This is a genomic window from Extensimonas soli (assembly GCF_029211265.1).
GTDB classification, from domain to species: domain Bacteria; phylum Pseudomonadota; class Gammaproteobacteria; order Burkholderiales; family Burkholderiaceae_C; genus Extensimonas; species Extensimonas soli.
In genome coordinates, this window is sequence record NZ_JARGEL010000013.1 from 272482 (window position 1) to 292897 (window position 20416).

A 20416-nucleotide genomic window follows, 5' to 3' on the forward strand; every position below is an offset into this window, starting at 1 on the left:
GCAAAGAGATGCTGGGCTCCACTCCGGCCCGGTTTTTGCTTGTCTTTGGTGCGCCGGGTTCCGGCGCGTTTTTCTTGCACCAAACCAGAGCATAGATTTCAAAAAGGTCATTGCATGCAAACCATTCCCCAGGGTGCCGACACCCTGTTCGTCCTGCTCGGTGCTGTCATGGTTCTGGCCATGCACGCGGGCTTTGCCTTTCTGGAGCTGGGCACCGTGCGCCGCAAGAACCAGGTCAACGCGCTCGTGAAAATCCTCGTGGACTTTTGCGTCTCCACGGTGGCGTATTTTTTGGTCGGCTACGGCGTGGCCTATGGCGTGCACTTTTTCGTCGGGGCCGAGCAGCTTGCGGCGTTTCATGGCTATGCGCTGGTCAAGTTCTTCTTCCTGCTGACCTTTGCGGCGGCCATTCCCGCGATCATCTCGGGCGGCATCGCCGAGCGCGCGCGCTTTGGGCCGCAGTTGCTTGCCACGGCGGTGATCGTGGGCCTGGTCTATCCGTTTTTCGAGGGCATTGCGTGGAACCAGCACTTCGGCGTGCAGGCCTGGCTGCAGCGGCATACGGGCGCCGAGTTCCACGACTTTGCGGGTAGCGTGGTGGTGCACGCCGTGGGCGGCTGGATTGCGCTGCCGGCCGTGCTGCTGCTGGGCGCGCGCAGCAACCGCTACCGCAAGGACGGCGCGATGTCGGCGCACCCGCCGTCGAGCATCCCTTTTCTGGCGCTGGGCGCGTGGATCTTGATCGTGGGCTGGTTCGGCTTCAACGTCATGAGTGCGCAGATGCTGGACAAAATCTCCGGCCTGGTTGCGGTGAACTCGCTCATGGCCATGGTGGGCGGCACGCTCGCGGCGCTGCTGCTCGGGCGCAACGACCCCGGCTTCGTGCACAACGGCCCGCTCGCGGGTCTGGTGGCCGTGTGCGCGGGCTCGGACCTCATGCATCCGCTCGGTGCGCTGGTGGTGGGCGCCGTCGCGGGGGCGATCTTCGTGCACATGTTCACGCGCACGCAAAACCGCTGGAAGATCGACGACGTGCTCGGCGTGTGGCCGCTGCACGGCCTGTGCGGCACCTGGGGCGGCATTGCTGCGGGCATCTTCGGCAGCAAGGCGCTGGGCGGCCTGGGCGGCGTCAGCCTGGGCGCGCAGCTCATGGGCACGCTGCTGGGCGTGACCTGGGCGGCGCTCGGGGGGTGGCTCGTCTATGGCACGCTCAAGCGGCTGCTGGGGCTGCGCCTGAGCCAGGAGCAGGAGTTCGACGGCGCCGACTTGTCCATCCACCAGATCGGCGCCACGCCCGAGCGTGAGGTGAATTGGTGAGGTGGATGCTTCTGTAAGCATAGCTGCTTGCGCTTGATAGACGGAGGCTAGAGGCATATTTCATCATGAATCGGGGGCCTGGCCGCAGCGGTGGCGGCGCGAGGCCGGGGCGAGGTCCGGTCGAGTGGATGCCGTGCCCGGGCCGCGCAGGGCGTTTTGTATAGTCGCCGCATTTGCCCGCGCCGCCCTGCCATAGCCCCATGAACGTCGAAGTCACCGAACCCGTCCCACGCCCCGCCTCCGCCAACCCCGATTCGCCGCACTCGCAGCTCGCGCTGCGCCGCGTGGCCATAGATACCTGGCAGGAAAACGTCGCCTTCCTGCACCGCGACTGCGCGGTCTATCGTGCCGAGGGCTTTCAGGCGCTCTCCAAGGTGGAGGTCCATGCCAACGGCAACCACATCCTGGCCACGCTGAACGTGGTCGATGACGACGCCATCGTGGGCAGCAACGAGCTGGGCCTGTCCGAAGACGCCTTTGCCCAGCTTGGCGTGGCCAACGGGCACCTCGCGAGCGTGGCGCAGGCCGAGCCGCCCGAATCGATGGGCGCGCTGTTTCGCAAGCTCGCGGGCGAGCGCCTCTCGCGTGCCGACTTCGGCGCCATCGTGCGCGACATTGCCGAGCACCACTATTCCAAGATCGAACTCACGGCTTTCGTCGTGGCCTGCAACCGCGACGAGCTCGACCGCGAGGAGGTGTACTTCCTCACCGACGCCATGGTCGCCTGCGGGCGGCGGCTCGACTGGCACGAGCCGCTGGTGGTCGATAAGCACTGCATCGGCGGCATTCCCGGCAATCGCACCAGCATGCTCGTGGTGCCCATCGTCGCGGCGCACGGCATGCTGTTTCCCAAAACATCGTCGCGCGCCATCACCTCGCCCGCGGGCACGGCCGACACCATGGAAGTGCTGGCCGAAGTCGAACTGCCGCTCGAGGGCCTGGCCGAGATCGTGCGCGACTACCGCGGCTGCCTGGCCTGGGGCGGCACGGCCCGGCTCTCGCCCGCCGACGACGTGCTGATCTCGGTCGAGCGGCCGCTTGCCATCGACTCGCCGGGGCAGATGGTGGCTTCCATCCTGTCGAAAAAGGTCGCGGCCGGCTCCACACACCTGGTGCTCGACATCCCCATTGGCCCCACGGCCAAGGTGCGCTCCATGCCCGAGGCGCAGCGCCTGCGCCGCCTGTTCGAATACGTGGCGCGGCGCATGGGGCTGACGCTGGACGTAGTCATCACCGACGGGCGCCAGCCCATCGGCAACGGCGTGGGGCCGGTGCTGGAGGCGCGCGACGTGATGCGCGTGCTGCAAAACGACCCGTCCGCGCCCAACGACCTGCGGCAAAAGGCGCTGCGCCTGGCGGGCCGCGTCATCGAATTCGACCCCGACGTGCGCGGCGGCGATGGTTTTGGCATTGCGCGCGACATCCTCGACTCGGGCCGCGCCCTCGCGCGCATGAACGCCATCATCGAGGCGCAGGGCAGCAAGCACTTCGACTACCAGCGCCCCGCACTCGGCGCGCTGACGTTCGAAGTCTGCGCGCCGCAGGCCGGCGTGGTCACGGGCATAGACAACTTCCAGATCGCGCGCATCGCCCGCCTGGCCGGCGCGCCCAAGGTGCCGCAGGCCGGCGTCGATCTGCTGCACAAGCTCGGCGACCAGGTCGCCGCAGGTGCGCCGCTGTACCGCGTGCATGCGAGCTACCCGGCCGACCTGGAGTTTGCGCGCCAGGCGAGCGGCCGCAGCAGCGGCTACACGATAGGCGCGGCGGACGAGGTGCCCCAGGCCTTCGTCGAGTTCTGAGCGCCGGCCCTGCGTGCGCTGCTGCGCTTGCCAATCTGTTTTTGATAGCGCCCTGCCATGGATTTACCTGCCTGTCTGCTGTATTTTGATGATGAAGCCGAAGCCGCGCAGCGCCTCGCGCAGGCCGCGGAACTGCCTGCGCGCTGCATTGAGCGCCACCGCTTCCCCGACGACGAGCTCAAGCTGCGCCTGCCCGTGGACGCGCAAGGGCGCCTGCCCGAACAGGTCGTGCTGCTGCGCAGCCTGCACCGGCCGAACGAAAAGCTCATCGAGCTTCTGCTCGCGGCGCAAACGGCGCGCTCCCTTGGCGCGCGGCGCATCGTCCTCGTCGCGCCTTATCTGGGCTACATGCGGCAGGACAAAGCCTTCACCCCCTGCGAGGCCGTGAGCCAGCAGATCGTGGGGCGCTTTCTCGCGGGCCTGTGCGACGCGCTCATCACCGTCGATCCGCACCTGCACCGCGTGGCGCGGCTGCAGGACGCCGTGCCCGCGCCTGTGGCCGTGGCGCTGAGCGGCGCCGAGGCGCTGTCCGACCTGATCGCGCAGCGCCGCCCCGGCGCCTTGCTCGTCGGCCCCGACGCCGAATCCGCGCAGTGGATCGCCCAGGCCGCCGCGCGCCACGGCTTTGCGCACGCCGTGTGCACCAAAGAGCGCCACGGCGACCGCGCGGTGCGCATCCGCTTGCCCGATCTCGCACCGCACGCCCTCCAAGGCCGCGCCGTGGTGCTGCTCGACGACATGGCCAGCACCGGCCGCACGCTCGCCCAGGCCGCGCACCTGCTGCGCGCCGCCGGCGCCGCATCGGTCGACGTGGCCGTGACGCATGCGCTGTTCGTCGGCGACGCGCTGCAAACGCTTGCGCAAGCCGGCGTTAGCGAAGTCTGGAGCACCGACTGCATTCCGCATCCGAGCAACGCCGTCTCCATGGCGGGGCCGCTGGCACGGGCACTGCGAGAGGTGCTGGCGCGCTCTTGATCTTGATCTTGACTTACGCAAACAAGGATGCAGCAAAGTGTTTTGCCTTGGGACGAGGGCCTTGCCTGACCCCGATTTGCGTAAGTCGTGTTGATGCGGCGCTGCGCCTTCCCATTCGCCGTGCATCCATAGAATGCCGCCCATGCCCACCGAAGACGACGCCTCATACAAGCTGCTGTTCTCCGCGCCCGAAGTCGTGCGCGACCTGGTGCTGGGCTTCATCCCGGACGCATGGCTGCACAGCCTGGACTACTCCACGCTCGAGAAAATGCCCGGCAGCTACATCACCGACGACCTGCGCCAGCGCGCCGACGACGTCGTCTGGCGCGTCAAGGCCGACGGCGAGTGGGTCTACCTGTACCTGCTGATCGAATTCCAAAGCAGCGTCGATGCCTGGATGGCCGTGCGCATCAGGACCTACGTGGGCCTGCTGTACCAAGACCTGATCCGCCGCGGCGAAGCGCTCGAAGGCAAAAGGCTGCCGCCCGTGCTGCCCATCGTGCTCTACAACGGCGACGCCAAATGGACGGCCGCCACCGACATCGCCACGCTGATCCCCAAAGCCCCCGGCCTGGTGTCCCAATATCTGCCCAAGCTCGAATACCTGCTGATCGACGAAAACCAGTACGCCGAAGCGGACCTTGCGGAGCTGAAAAACCTCGTGGCAGCCATCATCCGCTTCGAGCACCCGGAAAACGAACAAGCGCTGCTGAAGTTGATCGACGTGCTCAACGACATGCTGCAAGGCAATGCGGAGCTCAAGCGCACTTTTGCGATCTGGATCCATGCGGTACTCTTGCGCCAGAGCAAGCACACTCTGGTGCTGCCCAAGGTGCAAGACTTGAAGGAGTTGAAAATGACGCTGGCAGAACGCTTTGACCAATGGGCTCAGAAGTACGAGCAAAAAGGGCTTGAAAAAGGCATAGAGAAAGGTGTCGAGAAGGGCATCGAGAAGGGCATCGAGAAGGGCGAAGCCCTCCTGCTGCAGCGTCAGCTGACGCGCCGTTTTGGCACTTTGCCCAGCGACATCGTCGGGCGGATCGCCGGGGCGACGGCAGTGCAGCTGGAGCAGTGGGGCGACCGCGTATTGGATGCCGCCAGCCTGGAGGAAGTCTTTCGCCCCTGAGGGCGTCGTGCTGCTCGACGACCTGCCCAGCTCCGGCTGCACGCTCGCCCAGGCCGCGCGCCTGCTGTGCGCTGCCGGCGCCACCTCGGTCGATGGGGCTGTGATGCACGCACTGTTCCCACTGCCAAGCGTGGCAACGCACCCTATTTGGCCAGTGTGGACGGCTGGAAGGCCTGAGCCACTGCGGCAGCGAATCACCACCTTTTTTCCGCAAACCCCGCTTCCCATGCTCCTAGACGCCTCTACTTCCCAACTCGTTCTGGTGGACTACCAGGAACGCCTGATGCCCGCCATTTTTGAAGGTGCCGCTGTGCTCGCGCGTGCACGGCTGCTTGCGCAGGTGGCGCGGCGCCTGCAGGTGCCCGTGTGGGGCACCGAGCAAAACCCCTCGCGCCTGGGTGCGAACGACGCCGCGCTGCGCGCGCTGTGCCAGCAGACCCTTGCCAAGATGCACTTCAGCGCGGTCGAAGAAGGCCTGGGTGAATGGCTGCGCCCGCCCGCCAAAGCCCCCGCGGGCAACGCGCGCAGCCTGCCGCGGCACCTGCAAAAGCCGCCACAGGCCGCGCCCGCGCGCGGCAGCATCGTCATCGCGGGCTGCGAGGCGCATGTGTGCCTGCTGCAAACCGCGCTCGACCTGCTCGAGGACGAATTCGAGGTCTGGGTCGTCACCGACGCCTGCGGCTCTCGCACCGAGCGCAACCGCGACGCCGCCTTCGATCGCCTCGCCGGGGCCGGTGCAGAGCTCGTGACTACCGAAATGGTCGCTTTCGAATGGCTGCGCAGCTGCGAACACCCGGCGTTCAAGGACTTGTTGCCCTTGCTCAAAGAGAGCGGCGCGCAGGGCGCGTGAGGCGCTTGCAATGGGTGAAATGGAGTTTGAGGATGACCGCCTGATTGGCGGCCTGTGGGCCAGCCTGTCGCAAGGGCGCTGCCGCTTCGTGATGGTCAAAGATAAGCGCTGGGATTGGATCGAGGAGAAACTTGCATGACGAAATCGAGCACAGGCACGAAAAAAACCACCCCGAGCTGGAGCGATGTCAAGGCCAGGCTCGCCGACCTCGAGCGCGCCGGGCTGGTCGGGCTGGTGCAAGACATGTACGCGGCCAGCAAGGAGAACCAGGCTTTTCTGCACACCCGCTTTGCCTTGGGCGACGACCCGCTCAGGCCTTACAAGGCGACGATCACGCAATGGATCAACCCTGCCGACTACCGCAAGCCGCTGTCTGTGGCCAAGGCCAAGAAAGCCATCAGCGACTACAAAAAGGCGCTGGGCCAGCCCGAGGGCTTGGCGGAGCTGGCGGTGTTTTACTGCGAAGAAGTGTTCGATTTTCTGGCCGGTTATAGCATGGAGGACGAAGGCTTTTACGTCGCGCTGGAGCGTATGTTCGAGCAGGCGCTGAGGCACGTGCTGGCCTTGCCCGAGGCGCGGCGTGCGCCATTTCTTGCCCGGCTGGAGCAGGTGCGCGCACTGGGGCAGAACGTCGGCTGGGGCGTGGGCGACAACTTCAACGATATGTGGTTGGAGGCTGGGTTGGACTAGGAGCCTGTCGGACTTTTGGGTCGTTAGGCAGCGCCCAGCCAAAAAACGCCCCAATTTCCGTGCGCTGGCGCATGGCGTCGTCCCAGCCGAGCGCCATCAGCGCCTGGGTGTAGCCGGGCTCGAACAGCAGGTAGCTGGCCAGTGCGCCGGTGCGCGGGTCGTTTGGCTGCACGCCCAGGATGCCGAGCAGGGCGCGCACCGAGGCGGGCAACTCGCCCACGTACTGCGTGGCCAGGGCGTCGAGCGGCTGTGAGGGGGCGATCACCAGCAGGTCTATGGGGCGCAGCGGGCTTTGCGCGCGCGCTTCGGGTGGCACCAGCGAGAGCGTGTGGTTGATGCGCTGCATGCGCTCGATGTCGGCCCAGAGCGCGTCGAGAAAGATGCTCGACAGCGCGTGGCCCCCGACCTGGGCGAGGGAAGGGTAGGGTGCGTCGTTCTGGCGTGCGGCGGCATGCGCGCGCTGGGCGGTGTCTGGGGTAGTGTGCGCGGCGGGGTGCGCGTGGTGGGTGCCTGCCGCATCGGCTTCGTGCGCGCGGCCGGCGCCGATCACGAGGATGCGCTCGGCACCGAGGTGGATCGCGGGTGAGATCGGGGCGATCTGGCGGATCGAGCCGTCACCGTACCAGTGCGTGCTGCCGTTCACGCGCACCTGCCCTGCAGGAAAGAGGAACGGAATGGCCGACGAGGCAAGCAGGTGTTCCACGCCGATGCGCGTGTGCACGGCGCGGCGCTGTGCGCGCTGCCACGGCGGCATGGGTGTGGCGGCGTCGTAAAAGGTGATGTGTTGGCTGCTGGTGTAGCTGGACGCGGTGACGGCGAGCGCGCGCAGGTGTCCGGCTTGCAACAGGTCGGGCAGGCGCTCCATGGGCACCTGGGCGCGCAGCAATGCGGCCAGTGGGGCGTTGTCGAGCAGCGAGTGCGGCTGGCGCTGGCGCCAGCGCGTGAGCGCCCAGCCGAGCGAGAGCAGCGACACCCAGCGCGCGCCGGCGCGCAGCGCCTCGAAGGCACCGGCGTGGTAGACGCTCGTGGCATGAAAGCTGCGCCAGGTGTCCGTGAGGCGGCGCACGGCGGTGTCGAAGTGGTCGCTGCCGCTGGCGAGCACGGCGGCGTTGATGGCCCCGGCCGAAGTGCCCGCGAGGATGGGGAAGGGGTTGCCGCTGCGCGTCTGGCCGGCCGCACGGCGCAACGCGGCAATGGCGCCGAGCACGCCCACCTGGTAGGCCGCGCGCGCCCCACCACCCGTGAGTGCCAGGCCGGTGAGGGGCGCGGCGCCTGCGGTGGTTGGCGGTGGCACTGTGCAGGGTGCCGAATTGCTGGAACTGCTCATCACAGCGTGCGCTCGTTCAGCCCGCCAAACTCTCCCAGCGCTCGAGCGCGGCCATGAGCTCGTCTTCGATCGTGCTGATGCGCGTGAGCGCGGCGGCGGCGCGGGCCGGGTCGCGCGTGTAGAGGCTGCCGTCGGCGAGCTCGTCCTGCAGCGCTTTTTGCTCGGCCTCGAGCGCGCTGATGCGCTCGGGCAACTGTTCGAGCTCGCGCTGGTCTTTGTAGCTCAGCTTCTTTTTCGGTAGCTGCTCACGCTTGCTGGTTGTGCCTTGAGAGGCATTTTCATTCGAATTTTTGGAGGCGCCGCCCGAGCCGGGTGCCGGGGCCGCCGCTGGCGCGAGCGCGCGGCTGCGCTGCGACTGCTGCAGCCAGTCCTGCACGCCGCCTTCGTACTCGCGCCAGCGGCCGTCGCCCTCGTAGGCGATGGTGCTGGTGACCACGTTGTCCAAAAAGGTGCGGTCGTGGCTCACGAGGAACACCGTGCCGTCGTAGCGTGCCAGCAGGTCTTCGAGCAGCTCCAGCGTGTCGATGTCGAGGTCATTGGTGGGCTCGTCGAGCACGAGCACGTTCGCGGGCCGCGCGAACAATCGCGCGAGCAGCAGGCGGTTGCGCTCGCCGCCCGAGAGCGAGCGCACGGGCGAGTGCGCGCGCGCCGGCGCGAACAGAAAGTCGCCGAGGTAGCTTTTGACGTGCTTGCGCTGGCCGCCGATCTCTATCCATTCGCTGCCCGGGCTGATGAAGTCTTCGAGCGTGGCGTCGAGGTCGAGCGCGGCGCGCATTTGGTCGAAGTAGGCAACCTGCAGGTTCGCGCCGCGGCGCACCTGGCCCGCGTCGGGCTGCAGTTCACCGAGGATGAGCTTGAGCAAGGTGGTCTTGCCCGCGCCGTTGGGGCCTATCAGCCCGACCTTGTCGCCGCGCAAGATGAGCGCGCTGAAGTCGCGCACCACGCAGCGCGTGCCAAACGATTTGGACACGCCCTGCAGCTCGGCCACGATCTTGCCCTGGTAGCCGCCGCTGCCGCTGGCCACGTCCATGCGCACATTGCCCACGGCCTCGCGCCGGGCCTGGCGGTGCGCGCGCAGCTGCTCCAGGCGGTGGATGCGGCTCTGGCTGCGCGTGCGGCGCGCCTCCACGCCTTTGCGAATCCAGACTTCCTCTTGCGCGAGCAGCTTGTCGGCCTTGGCGGCGATGGTGGCCTCCTGCGCCAGCTGCTCCTCTTTTTGTTGCTGGTAGCGCGCGAAATTGCCGGGGTAAGAGCGTAATTTGCCGCGGTCGAGCTCGACGATGCGCGTGGCGATGCGGTCCAGAAAGGCGCGGTCGTGCGTGATCGTGACCACGCTGCCGGGGAAGGCGAGCAGCAGCTCTTCGAGCCACTCGATCGCGTCGAGGTCGAGGTGGTTGGTGGGCTCGTCGAGCAGCAGCACGTCGGGCCGCGCAACCAGCGCCTGCGCAAGCGCGACGCGCTTTTTCATGCCGCCCGAGAGCGTGGCGATGCGCGCCTCGGGCTCGAGCTGCAGGCGCTGCAGCGTCTGTTGCACGCGCTGCTCCCAGTTCCAGCCGTCGTGTTGCTCGATGAAGGATTGCAGCGCGTCCAGGTCCACCCCGGCTTCGTGCGCCAGGTAGCGCTCACGCGCGGCGATCACGTCGCGCAGGCCGGCCGCGGCGGCGCTGAAGATGGTGTCGTGCGCGTCCAGCTGCGGCTCCTGCGCCACGTAGGCCACGCGCAGGCCCTGCTGCACCTGCAGCGTGCCGTCGTCGGGCTGCATCAGGCCGCCGAGGATTTTCAAAAGGGACGATTTGCCCGCGCCGTTGCGGCCGATCAGGCCCACGCGCTCGCGCGCTTCGAGGGCAAAGTCTGCGTGGTCCAACAGGGCCACGTGCCCGAAGGCGAGCTGTGCGTTCAATAAGGTGATCCATGCCATGGGCTGCGATTATCCAAGCCGCGCTACCATGCCCGTCATGCAAGACCGCCAAGACCTGACGACGCACCTCATCCACCACCCTTACACGCCGCCGCCGGGCTTTGCCGCGCCGCAGCCGGGCGTGTTCAAGGCCTCGACGGTGATCTTCCCGAACGTGGCCGCGCTGCGCTCGCGCGAGTGGAAGGACAAGAGCGGCTACACCTATGGCCTGCACGGCACGCCCACCACCTTCACGCTCGAAGAGCGCCTGTGCACGCTCGAAGGCGGCTTGCACTGCCTGCTCGTGCCCAGCGGCCTTGCGGCCATCAGCACCGTGGGCCTGGCGCTGCTGCAGCCGGGCGACGAGGTGCTGATCCCCGACAACGCCTACGGCCCGAACAAGGAATTTGCACGCGGCGAGCTCGCGCGCTTTGGCGTGCGCTACCGGCTGTACGACCCGCTGGACGCGGCCGACCTTGCCGCGCAGATCACGCCGGCCACGCGCCTGGTGTGGCTCGAAGCGCCGGGCTCGGTGAGCATGGAGTTCCCTGACCTGCCTGCGCTGGTGCGCATCTGCCGCGCGCAGGGCGTGTGCTGCGCGCTCGACAACACCTGGGGCGCGGGCCTGGCCTTTGCGCCGTTTGACTTGCTGCGTGATGGCGGCAGCCTAGGAGCCTGTCGGACTTTGGGCGGCGATAGCGAGAATGCGCCCCAGCGAGGCCAGTTTTTGCCGGATTCGCCGCCCCATAGTGGTGCTATGGGGCAAGAAGACGGTGAAAAATGGGCCGCTGCGGCGCATTCGCAGCCGACGATTCCAAAGTCCGATAGGCTCCTAGGCGCGGACATCTCCATCCACGCGCTGACCAAGTACCCGAGCGGCGGCGGCGACGTGCTCATGGGCAGCATCGTCACCCGCGACGCGGCGCTGCACCAGCGGCTGCAGCGCACGCACATGCACCTGGGGCTGGGCGTGGGCGCGAACGACGCCGAGGCCGTGCTGCGCGCGCTGCCCAGCCTGGCGCTGCGCTACCGCGCGCACGACGTGGCGGCGCGCACGCTCGCGCGCTGGCTCGCGCAGCAAAGCCAGGTAGTGCAGGTGCTGCACCCGGCACTGCCGGGCGCACCGGGGCACGCGCATTGGCGCGCGCTCTGCGCTGGCGCCAGCGGGGTGGTGCAGGATGCTACGAAGGAAGTAGCTACAAGCGCTGATCCAGGCTTGGCTGCGGGCCTTTTCAGCATCATTTTCGACGCACGCTATCGCGCCGAGCAGGTCGATGCCTTCTGCGATGCGCTGCGCCTGTTCAAAATCGGCTACAGCTGGGGCGGGCCGATCAGCCTGGTCGTGCCCTATGAGCTCGCCGCCATGCGCAGCCGCGCGGCGCCACACCTGCAGCCGGGGCACCTGGTGCGCTTTTCCATCGGGCTCGAAGCGGTGGCGGATTTGCAGCGCGACTTGCAGCAAGCCCTGGCACAGGCGCTGCCGCCGCTATAGCCGACCAAAGCGTTCTGGTGTTTGATCTAAAGCAAGGGTTTTCCATGATGGCGTAGCGGCGGCGAAGGTTTTACTTTGGAGCATCTCTATTGCAGGAGGCTCCGATGAACGAATCCCCCGCCACTTCCGACCTCACCCCAGCCGCCCAGCCCGCATATGCCATCACGCTGCAGCCCTTGCGCTGGGCCGACCCGCTGCGCTGGCTGCTCAAGGGCTTGCAGGACGTGCGTGCTGCGCCCGGCATTGCGCTGTTTTACGGCTTTTGTTTCTGGTGCATGGCGCTGCTGCTCGGCTGGGTGTTTCGCAACGAGCCTGAATACACCATGTCGCTCGCAAGCGGCTGCCTGCTGGTCGGGCCGTTTCTGGCCATGGGCCTCTACGACACGAGCCGGCGGCGCGAAGCGGGGCTCGCGCCCGACCTGGGGCAGTCGATCACCTGCTGGGACAGCCACATGGGCAGCATGGGCATGCTGGTGCTCGTGCTGATCGTGCTCGAGCTGCTCTGGGGGCGCGCCTCGCTCGTGGTGTTTGCGGTGTTTTTCGACACTGGCATGCCCTCGTCGAGCGGCGTGTTCGAGGCCGTGTTCAACCCGCGCAACTGGGAATTCGTCGCGGTCTATACCGTGGTGGGCGGGGCGTTCGCGGCGCTGGTGTTTTCGTGCACGGTGGTGTCCATCCCCATGATCCTGGACCGCGACACCGACGCGCTCACGGCCGGCATCACGAGCATGCGCGTGGTTGCCGAAAACCCCGGCGTCATGCTGCTGTGGGGCGCTTTGATCACGGCGCTCGTCGTGGCCTCGCTGTCGATCTGGGGCGCGGGTCTGCTGCTGGTGGGCCCGGTGCTGGGCCATGCAAGCTGGCACGCCTACCGCGCCGCGGTGGCGCCTGCGCCAGCAAGCACGGGCGCTGGATTCAGCGCAGCAACTTGACGAGCTGCGGCCAGACGTTGGCCAGCAGGCGCGGCTGCGCCTGCGCGTTCGGGTGGATGCGGTCGGGCTGGAATGCGGCCGTGGGGTCGGGCCCGTCGGCCACGCCCGCGAGCAAAAAGGGCACGAGCGCCGCCTTGTGCGCACGCGCCACTTTGGGAAACAGCGCGGCGAATTGCTGCGTGTAGGCGGCGCCATAGTTGGGCGGCACCTGCATGCCCACGAGCAGTACCTTCGCGCCCGCCTGCTGCGCGGCTTGCACCATGGCCACGAGGTTGTCCTCGGTGTGCGCAAGCGCCAGCCCGCGCAGCGCGTCGTTGCCGCCGAGCTCTATCACCACCACGCTGGGTCGGTGCTGCGCAAGCAGCGCCGGCAGGCGCGCGCGTCCGCCCGAGGTGGTTTCGCCGCTGATGCTTGCGTTCAGCACGGTGGCGGCGGTTTTTTCCTGCGCCAGCTTTTGCTCGAGCAGCGCCACCCAGCCACTGCCGCGCGGCAGGCCGTATTCGGCGCTCAGCGAGTCGCCGAGCACCAGGATCACGGGCGCGCGTGCCGGCGCTTTGGGCGGGTTGTGTGCGGCCGCGGGAGCAGCCTGACGAGCGCGCGCTGGCACGCCGAAAAGCCCCGCAGCCGCGGCAGCGCCCGCGTGCAGGATAAAGTCGCGTCGATGCAGAGTGCGAATCCTCATTCCCAACCTTTCATCATTTCATGACCCAAGCCGCGCCCTCTTTACCGCCTTTGCCCCACGCTGCCGGCTCCGGTGCCAGCCCCAGCCCCAGCCCCAGCCCCAGCCCCAGCCCCAGCCCCAGCCCCAGCCCCAGCCCCAGTGCCGAGCCCATGGTGGCCGTGGAGCACCTGAGCAAGTCGGTGACGGATTCGAGCGGCACGCTCGACATTTTGCGGGATGTGGACTTTTGCCTTGCGCCGCGCGAGACGGCGGCCATCGTGGGCGCCTCGGGTTCGGGCAAGAGCACGCTGCTGGCGCTGATCGCCGGGCTGGACACGCCCACGCGCGGCACGGTGCGCCTCGATGGCCAAGACCTGTTCGCGCGCGACGAGGACGCACGCGCCGCACTGCGCGCGCAAAAAGTGGGCTTCGTGTTCCAGAGCTTTCAGCTGCTCGCGCACCTCACGGCGCTCGAAAACGTGATGCTGCCGCTGGAGCTCGCCGGGCAGCGCGACGCACGCCGGCGCGCGACCGAGATGCTCGCGCGCGTGGAGCTCGCGCAACGCCTGCGCCACTACCCCAAGCTGCTCAGCGGCGGCGAGCAGCAGCGTGTGGCGCTCGCGCGGGCTTTCGTCGTGCAGCCCGCGGTGCTGCTGGCCGACGAGCCCACGGGCAGCCTGGACTTCGCCACCGGCGAAAAAGTCATGCAGCTGATGTTCGAGCTCAACCGCGAGCAAGGCACCACCCTGGTGCTCGTGACGCACGACGCGCGCATCGCCGCGCAGTGCCGCCGGCGCATCACGCTCGAGGCCGGGCAGGTGGTGGAGGACGTGCGCGCCGCGTGAGGCGGTCTGCACGCAGGGGTGCCTCGGGTGGGCCGAAAGCGGGTGAAAGCGGGTGAAAGCGGGCGAACGGGCGGTCTGCCCGCTCACAAGCGCGCCAGAAACGCATCCACCGCATCGGTGTAGGCGCCGGGCTCGCCCAGCAGGCGGTTGATGTCCATGTGCGACAGTGCCTGCGGCAGCACCTGCACGCGCGCGCCGAACTGCGCGGCGCGTTCAGCGAATTGCTGGCCCTGTGGGCACGCATCCTGCCGGCGCGTGGAGCACACGATCAGCGTGGGGGCTATGGGCCCGGCCAGCTGCTGCAGCGGCGAGGACTGACGCCAAAAGTCCGGGTCTTGCCCGAAGGCCTGGTCGTACAGGCGCGGGTGCCGGTGGTTCATGATTGCGGGCACGTCCAGCGCGCCGCTGTCCAGCGACACGGTGCCGCGCCAGGCCGCGGCCCCCTGCTCGCGGGCAAGTTGCGGCGCAGCCGTGAGCAGCATCACCAGGTGCGCGCCCGCCGAGTGCCCCATGAGCACCACATCGTGCGCATCGGCGCCCCAGCCGGGCGCAAGCTGCTGCACTTTGGCGAGCGCACGGGCAACGTCGCGGGCCTGCTCGATCGGGTCGGCCTGCGGCACCATGCGGTAGTTGGTGCTCACGACGATCCAGCCCAGCGCGCCCCAGTGCCGCACCTTGGGCTCCCAGACGCCGGGCGAGGTTTTGTCGCCGATGCGCCAGCCACCACCGTGCACCATGAGCAGGATTTTCGGGCGCGCGCTGCGCTGGACGGGCAGATAGACGTCAAAGCGCTGCGCCGCGTCCGGGCCATACGCCTCATGGGCCACATGGGCTACATCGGCCACATCGCTGGGCATGCGCCCGTTTGGCGCGCCATCCGCCCGCGACGAAGACGCCTGCTGGCCACCGCCACGCTCGCCGCCCAACCAGGCACGCAAGGGGCCGGCAGGCGCTGGCAGGGCCGCGGCCAGCAGCGCCGCGCCCAGCGCCACGGCAGCCCACAGGCTGCCTGGCGGGGCGCGGCGTGCGCGCGGCAGCGAGGCGGTTTGCAACCAAGAGTGTGCAGGCATCGAGGGCTCCTCAGTCAAGGGTTTGGGAAGGGAAGGGCGCATCAGCGGATGCAGCGGATGCAACGGAGGGCAGCGGCCAGCACACGCGCGCGATGGTTCCGCCGCCCGTGCGTGGCAACAATGTGAAGGACGCGCCATGCGCCCGTGCGATGCGCTCGACGATGGCCAGCCCCAGGCCGGCGCCGCCGGGGCCGCCGCGTGCGCTGTCGCCGCGCGCAAAGGGCTGCTTGAGGCGCTCCACGTCCTGCGGCGCGATGCCCGGGCCGCGGTCGCGCACTTCGAGCCAGATGGCATCGGCGGTGCGGCCGGTGGCCACTTCCACGGGCGGCGCGCCGTGATGTTCGGCATTCGCCACCAGGTTGTCCACCAGGCGCAGCATGGCCTGGCGGCGCAGCGGCAGGTGCAAGGCTTCGGGCGCCAGATGCGTATGCCGCCCTTCGGGATCGAAGTGGCAGGCCTGCAGGGCCTGGTGCACCACTTCGTTGAGGTTGCAGGGCATCAGCGCTTCCTGTTCCCAGGCACTGCCGTCGTGGGCCGGACTGTCGGCGCGCACGAAGTCCAAAAATTGTGCAAGCAGGGTGTCCAGGGCTTCGACATTGCGGTGCAGGCTGTCGATGAGCTGCGCGTCCGCGCCCGTGGGCGCCAGCAGCTCGGCCACCAGGCGCAGCTTGGCCAGCGGCGTGCGCAGGTCGTGCGACAGCCCGGCCAGCATCAGCCGGCGCTCCTGCTCGCCGCGCGCGAGGCTGCTCACCATGGCGTTGAAGCTGCGCGCGACGGTGGCGATTTCCGCGGGGCCCTGTTCGGGCAGCGACGCGGGGCGCTCGCCGCGCCCGAGCGCACCGGCCGCCTGCACCAGCGCGTTCAGCGGCCGGTTGATGCGCCGCTGAATCAGCCAGGCGCCCAGCAGCGCCAGCAGCCCCGTGGCCGCGCTGCCCAGCAGCCATGCCGTGGGCCAGCCGCGCCGGCGCTGCAGGGACGGCAGCTCGATCCAGTATTCCTCTGCATCAAGGAGACTGTCGGACTTTGGAGTCGTCGGCTGCGAATACACCTCAGCGCTCCATTGTTTACCGGCTTCTTGCCCCATAGCACCACTATGGGGCTGCGAATCCGGCAAACACTGTCCTTGCTGGGGCGCATTCTCGCTATCGACGCCCAAAGTCCGACAGTCTCCCAGGCGCACGCGCACCGCCAGCCAGTCCCGGCCCATGCGCCGCCACAGCAGGTCGTGCTGTTGCAGCGCCAGGCGCGCCGACACTTCCTGCACGAAGGTCTGCTCCAGCGGCGTGAGGCGCTCGCGCGGCGCTGGCGTGGGGTCTTGCGCGCGCAGCTTGGCATGGACATGGGCATTGAACCGCGCTACGAAGCGTGCGCGCTCCGCCGGCGCCAGGGCCTGCAAGCCATCGACCAAAGCCAGCAGGTCCTGCGCCGTGGCTTCGGCGTTCTGGCGTACACGCGGCTTGATCACCAGCTCGCGGTACAGCCAGGCGCTGCCGAGCTGGCTCAGGAAGATGATGGCGACGATAAGCAGCAGATTGCGCCCGAACAGCGTGCGCGGCAGGTGCGGGCGAGGCGGCCAAGGCATCGCCGGCTTTCAGCCCGCCCGCCCGCTGTGGGCCGCAGCATCTTGCGCGTGCGGGTTGGGCACGAAGACGTAGCCTATGCCCCACACGGTCTGGATGTGCCGCGGGGCGCCGGGGTCGGCCTCGATGAGCTTGCGCAGGCGCATTACCTGCACGTCTATGCTGCGCTCGGTGGCCTCGTGCTCGCGCCCGCGCGTGAGCTCGATCAGGCGGTCGCGCCCGAGCGGCCGGTGCGGGTGCTGGGCCAGTACCAGCAGCAGGTTGAACTCCCCCGTCGTCAGCGGCAGCGCCTGCCCGTTCTTTTCGAGCCGGCGCTGCGCTGCATGCAGGGTGAAGTCGCCAAATACCACGGGCGCTTCGCCCAGCGGCCCGCCGTGGGCGCCGAGCATGCGCTGGCGGCGCACCATGGCCTGCACGCGCGCCAGCAGCTCGCGCGGCTGAAAGGGCTTGGGCAGGTAATCGTCGGCGCCCATTTCCAGCCCCAGGATGCGATCCACCGGATCGCCGCGCGCGGTGAGCATGAGGATGGGGATGGTCTCGCCCGCGGCGCGCAGGCGCCGGCACAGCGACAGGCCGTCTTCGCCGGGCATCATGACGTCGAGCACCAGCACGTCGAAGCGCTCGCGCGCCAGCAGCCGGGCTGCACTGGCCGCGTCGCCCACGGCGCGCACCTGCAGGCCCTGCTCGCTCAGATAGCGCTGCAGCAGGGCGCGCAACTCGGCCTCGTCGTCGGTGATCAGGATGCGGGGGGCGTCTCGCATGGTGCAGGATGGGTGCAGGGGCGGGGCGGCAGGTGGCTGGGTGCCCATGGTATCGGGCCGCAGTGCGCACGGGCCCGTGCAAAGATGACAAACCATGACAAAAGCCGCTTTGCGCCACGGATTGCCACGATCGTCCTTTTGGCCGACATGGCAGCCGCGCGAGGTGCGCGCACACTGGCGCCATGCAGTGCGGTCGCCGGTCAGGCGGTTAGCCTGCGGGGCTGCCGCGTCGGACTCGTGTCGGGCGGCGGGTATCGGTGATCTATCTCTCAGGAGCCTTTTCCATGTGTACCCTGCACAAGTCCGTGGATGCCCGCTTGCCAAGCAGCAAGGGGGATCGAATGCCTGCCGTAACGAAGCGAGTCTTCTGGGTGTTGTCCATCACCGCGCTCCTTGCGGCCTGTGGTGGCGGCGGCAGCAGCGATGGCAGCGGCGGTGGCAGCGGCAGCGACGCTGGGGACGCAAACCCCTCGCCGGACCCGTCGGCGCGCATTGCCGCTGCCCAGCGAACCGCCGCCTCGAATGCGTATTGCACGGCGGTGGCTCCGTTTTACTACGAGCTCGGCGACAAGAGCGGCGCGATCGTCAGTGGTGCCATCGGTTCGACCTACACGGCGACCACGCAGATGAACATCGCATCCGCCTCGAAGTGGCTGTTCGGTGCCTACGTGGCGGAAGTCCGCGCCGGCGTGCTGACGGCAGACGACACGCGGGCGACGCATATGTTGTCCGGCTACGCGAGCATGCACGGTGGCTGCCTGCCGAATGCGACCGTCGAGTCGTGCTTCAGGATGCTGAACAACGACACCTATACCGCGGCAAAACTGGATCGCTTCAACTACGATTCGGGCCACTTCCAGCGTTGGGGCGTTGACAACGGCATGGGGGGAATGACCGGCGCCGCAGTGGCCAGCGCCTATCGGACCACGCTGGGCATCACGTCGAGTTTCAACGGCCCCTTGCTGGCCGGCGGCGCGATCATGTCGGCGCAGGACTATGCCGTGTTCCTGCGCAAGATACTGAACCGGCAACTCAGGATCGCCGGACTGCTGGGCGACCAGAAGACCTGCACCCAGCCGGGCAGCTGCGCGACGGCGGACTATTCGCCGATCTCTGCCGAGGCATGGAGCTACAGCGTCGGCCACTGGGTCGAGGACGCGCCCGGCATTGGTGACGGCGCGTTCAGTTCCGCCGGTGCCTTCGGCTTCTACCCGTGGATCGACAGCACCCTCACCTACTACGGCATTTTGGCGCGCGAGGACGGGTCGGGCAGCAATCAGGGCTATGCCTCCGCGCAGTGCGGCCGCCTCATTCGCAAGGCGTATGTGACTGGCACGGCGCAATAACGGGCACAGTGATGGGCGCGGCGGCAGCGGGTAGGGCAGGGCGCCGCTTCACGCAAGCATGACAAAGCATGACAAAAGCCGCTTTGCGCCACGGATTGCCACGATCGCCCCCTTGGCCGACATGGCTGTCTCACAAGCTGCGTTCACACTGTCGCCATGCAGTGCGGTCGCCGGTCGCCCCGGTGATTGGGCGGGCGACCTGCCTGCAGGGCTGCCGCGCCGGCCTCGTGCCGGGCGGCGGGTGTCTTTGATTGATTTGAGGAGTTTTCCATGTTGACTCTGCACCCATCCGTACCCCCTGCCGCACTGCGCGCGGCCTGCCTGCTGTGCCTGAGTGCGGCGATCACGCTCCCCGTCCATGCCGGGCGCCTGCGCTATGCGCACGGCAATGCCGAAGGTGGCGTGACCCAGGGCGCCGTGGTCGGCCACAGGGGCGAGGCCGGCAAAGGCGTGCGCGGGCACCGCGTGGTCACCGACGGGCAAGGCAATGCGCGCGCCACCAGCGGCGCGGCCTACCAAGGTGCCAACGGCGGCAGCTTGCGGCGCGCGGGGCAGACCACGCGCAATGCCGACGGTTCCATGAACCATGCCAGCGGCTTCGACGCGAGCGGCGCCAAGGGCAGCGTGCAAAGCCAGGGCAGCGCCACGCGCGACGCCAGTGGCAACGTGACGCAAAGCCGCAGCACCAGCGGCAGCAGCGCGAGCACCGGCAATTCGTTCACTGCCACGGAAAGCTACACCAAGGGCGAAGGCGTCACGCGCAGTGTGAGCTGCTTCGACGCCGCGGGGGCGCCGATCGCCTGTCCCAAGGGCAACTCGAACAGGTGACGGTTCGGGCGGTTTGTCATTTATGGGGGCTCAAGGCAGCTCATCGCCCGCACGCGGGGGCTCGCCCCCTTGGCGATTCAATATCTTGTCCAAGGCATCCGGCTTGGCGCGTTGGGCGCGTAGCACAAAGAAATCGGCCGTGCTCAGTGCTGACAATTTCTCGGCCACTGCCGTGGCTATGAACTGGTTCATGCTGATGCCTTCTGCACGGGCCAGATTCTCGGCCGCGGCTTTGATGGAGTGGGGCAAGCGCAGGGGGTAGGTGGTGGTATCGGCCATGGTCAACTCCTTTACATCACGGTTGCGATGCGCGAACCCGGGTCAGCGCATCGCGCGGCAGCAAGACTTCGATGCCAAAGCGCTGGGGCACATTGCCAAAATCTTTGGCATTGAAACTGACGATGGCATCAGCCATCGCATTGACCGCTGCCTCCAGCACCATATCGTCTGCCGGGTCGCGTACCTGGGGGCGCCACAGGTAGTGAATCTCTGTCGGCTCGATCAAAGTCGCCAAGGCATCCAGAAAATCCGCCACGTCGATGGTCTGCAAACCGGCTGCCAACACATGCTCGGCTCGGGTGCAGGTGGCTTCGTATTCCACAGACAAGGCCACACTGGCAGCTACCTGCATCTGCCCGGCTTGTAACGCACGAATCAGCGCCGCTGACGCGCCTTTGGGGCTTCGCACGGCGGCCACGATGACATCGGTATCGAGAACATACTTCACATTTTTTATGTGTATCACATTGCCTATGATGTCTTTTCGGTGAATTTGCGGGATCGGGTGCTGCAAACCGTAGGCCGCACGCCCAACGACAATGAGATTGCTGCAGACAAGGCCTGCGTGGTCATGACCGGCCGCGGTTTCATCAACGTGGACATCCAGACGCACCCCAACGTGTCGCACGTCTGTGCCGGTG

20 protein-coding genes are annotated in these 20416 nt (G+C 67.8%); 12 read left to right on the forward strand and 8 right to left on the reverse strand.

Going from position 1 to position 20416, the window contains the following annotated elements; translation table 11 throughout:
- Positions 1 to 114 precede the first annotated feature (114 nt).
- The 7 genes from PYV55_RS05345 to PYV55_RS05375 all read left to right on the forward strand — a co-directional run bounded on the left by PYV55_RS05345 (position 115) and on the right by PYV55_RS05375 (position 6757).
- Positions 115 to 1317 carry an ammonium transporter gene (locus PYV55_RS05345; protein WP_275849647.1) on the forward strand — a complete coding sequence of 401 codons (1203 nt, stop codon included), beginning with the start codon at positions 115 to 117 and terminating at the stop codon, positions 1315 to 1317.
- Between the two features lie 200 nt (positions 1318 to 1517).
- On the forward strand, positions 1518 to 3116 hold the full coding sequence (locus PYV55_RS05350) for a thymidine phosphorylase family protein (protein WP_275849648.1): 1599 nt from the start codon (positions 1518 to 1520) through the stop codon (positions 3114 to 3116).
- 57 nt (positions 3117 to 3173) lie between these two features.
- Positions 3174 to 4091 (forward strand): ribose-phosphate diphosphokinase, encoded by a 918-nt coding sequence (locus PYV55_RS05355; RefSeq protein WP_275849649.1) that lies wholly within the window; start codon positions 3174 to 3176, stop codon positions 4089 to 4091.
- Positions 4092 to 4233: 142 nt separating this feature from the next.
- Positions 4234 to 5217, forward strand: coding sequence for an Rpn family recombination-promoting nuclease/putative transposase (locus PYV55_RS05360; RefSeq protein ID WP_275849650.1), 984 nt, complete (start codon positions 4234 to 4236; stop codon positions 5215 to 5217).
- Between the two features lie 226 nt (positions 5218 to 5443).
- Complete coding sequence (locus PYV55_RS05365; protein ID WP_275849651.1) at positions 5444 to 6067, forward strand: isochorismatase family protein; 624 nt, start codon at positions 5444 to 5446, stop codon at positions 6065 to 6067.
- A 10-nt stretch (positions 6068 to 6077) separates the two neighbouring features.
- On the forward strand, positions 6078 to 6206 hold the full coding sequence (locus PYV55_RS05370; RefSeq protein ID WP_275849652.1) for a hypothetical protein: 129 nt from the start codon (positions 6078 to 6080) through the stop codon (positions 6204 to 6206).
- Complete coding sequence (locus tag PYV55_RS05375) at positions 6203 to 6757, forward strand: hypothetical protein (RefSeq protein ID WP_275849653.1); 555 nt, start codon at positions 6203 to 6205, stop codon at positions 6755 to 6757. Before PYV55_RS05370 ends, PYV55_RS05375 begins: the two co-directional genes overlap by 4 nt.
- On the opposite strand, the gene PYV55_RS05380 is transcribed toward PYV55_RS05375, so the two are convergent.
- Together PYV55_RS05380 and PYV55_RS05385 are read right to left on the reverse strand one after the other, a co-directional pair.
- Positions 6723 to 8084 (reverse strand): patatin-like phospholipase family protein, encoded by a 1362-nt coding sequence (locus PYV55_RS05380; protein ID WP_275849654.1) that lies wholly within the window; start codon positions 8082 to 8084, stop codon positions 6723 to 6725. The genes PYV55_RS05375 and PYV55_RS05380 overlap by 35 nt on opposite strands.
- Before the next feature lie 16 nt (positions 8085 to 8100).
- A complete protein-coding gene (locus tag PYV55_RS05385; RefSeq protein ID WP_275849655.1) occupies positions 8101 to 10002 on the reverse strand; it encodes an ATP-binding cassette domain-containing protein in 1902 nt (633 codons plus the stop codon).
- A 28-nt stretch (positions 10003 to 10030) separates the two neighbouring features.
- Between PYV55_RS05385 and PYV55_RS05390 the strand changes: the two genes are divergently transcribed.
- Together PYV55_RS05390 and PYV55_RS05395 are read left to right on the forward strand one after the other, a co-directional pair.
- Entirely contained in the window at positions 10031 to 11473 is a 1443-nt protein-coding gene (locus PYV55_RS05390; protein WP_407066770.1) for a PLP-dependent transferase, read from the forward strand.
- A gap of 104 nt (positions 11474 to 11577) precedes the next feature.
- Entirely contained in the window at positions 11578 to 12405 is an 828-nt protein-coding gene (locus tag PYV55_RS05395; RefSeq protein WP_275849656.1) for a DUF2189 domain-containing protein, read from the forward strand.
- Here PYV55_RS05395 and PYV55_RS05400 read toward each other — a convergent pair.
- The gene (locus PYV55_RS05400; protein ID WP_275849657.1) at positions 12389 to 13087 is read right to left on the reverse strand and encodes an arylesterase; all 699 of its coding nucleotides are present in this window, start codon (positions 13085 to 13087) and stop codon (positions 12389 to 12391) included. The two genes, PYV55_RS05395 and PYV55_RS05400, sit on opposite strands and share 17 nt — an antisense overlap.
- 149 nt (positions 13088 to 13236) lie before the next feature.
- Between PYV55_RS05400 and PYV55_RS05405 the strand changes: the two genes are divergently transcribed.
- Positions 13237 to 13911: an ABC transporter ATP-binding protein gene (locus PYV55_RS05405; protein WP_275849884.1), complete on the forward strand. Its 675-nt coding sequence runs from the start codon at positions 13237 to 13239 to the stop codon at positions 13909 to 13911.
- 83 nt (positions 13912 to 13994) lie between these two features.
- On the opposite strand, the gene PYV55_RS05410 is transcribed toward PYV55_RS05405, so the two are convergent.
- The 3 genes from PYV55_RS05410 to ompR are packed head-to-tail and all read right to left on the reverse strand — an operon-like array spanning position 13995 to position 17322.
- Positions 13995 to 14981, reverse strand: coding sequence for an alpha/beta hydrolase (locus PYV55_RS05410; protein ID WP_275849658.1), 987 nt, complete (start codon positions 14979 to 14981; stop codon positions 13995 to 13997).
- A gap of 10 nt (positions 14982 to 14991) precedes the next feature.
- A complete protein-coding gene (locus tag PYV55_RS05415) occupies positions 14992 to 16563 on the reverse strand; it encodes an ATP-binding protein (RefSeq protein ID WP_275849659.1) in 1572 nt (523 codons plus the stop codon).
- A gap of 9 nt (positions 16564 to 16572) precedes the next feature.
- Positions 16573 to 17322: an osmolarity response regulator transcription factor OmpR gene (gene ompR, locus PYV55_RS05420; protein WP_275849660.1), complete on the reverse strand. Its 750-nt coding sequence runs from the start codon at positions 17320 to 17322 to the stop codon at positions 16573 to 16575.
- A gap of 284 nt (positions 17323 to 17606) precedes the next feature.
- Between ompR and PYV55_RS05425 the strand changes: the two genes are divergently transcribed.
- Both PYV55_RS05425 and PYV55_RS05430 read left to right on the forward strand, forming a co-directional pair.
- The gene (locus PYV55_RS05425) at positions 17607 to 18668 is read left to right on the forward strand and encodes a hypothetical protein (protein ID WP_275849661.1); all 1062 of its coding nucleotides are present in this window, start codon (positions 17607 to 17609) and stop codon (positions 18666 to 18668) included.
- Between the two features lie 270 nt (positions 18669 to 18938).
- Entirely contained in the window at positions 18939 to 19496 is a 558-nt protein-coding gene (locus PYV55_RS05430) for a hypothetical protein (RefSeq protein ID WP_275849662.1), read from the forward strand.
- A 30-nt stretch (positions 19497 to 19526) separates the two neighbouring features.
- Here PYV55_RS05430 and PYV55_RS05435 read toward each other — a convergent pair whose 3' ends face one another.
- The gene (locus tag PYV55_RS05435) at positions 19527 to 19775 is read right to left on the reverse strand and encodes a toxin-antitoxin system HicB family antitoxin (RefSeq protein ID WP_275849663.1); all 249 of its coding nucleotides are present in this window, start codon (positions 19773 to 19775) and stop codon (positions 19527 to 19529) included.
- 16 nt (positions 19776 to 19791) lie between these two features.
- Complete coding sequence (locus PYV55_RS05440; protein ID WP_275849664.1) at positions 19792 to 20388, reverse strand: putative toxin-antitoxin system toxin component, PIN family; 597 nt, start codon at positions 20386 to 20388, stop codon at positions 19792 to 19794.
- Positions 20389 to 20416 lie beyond the last annotated feature (28 nt).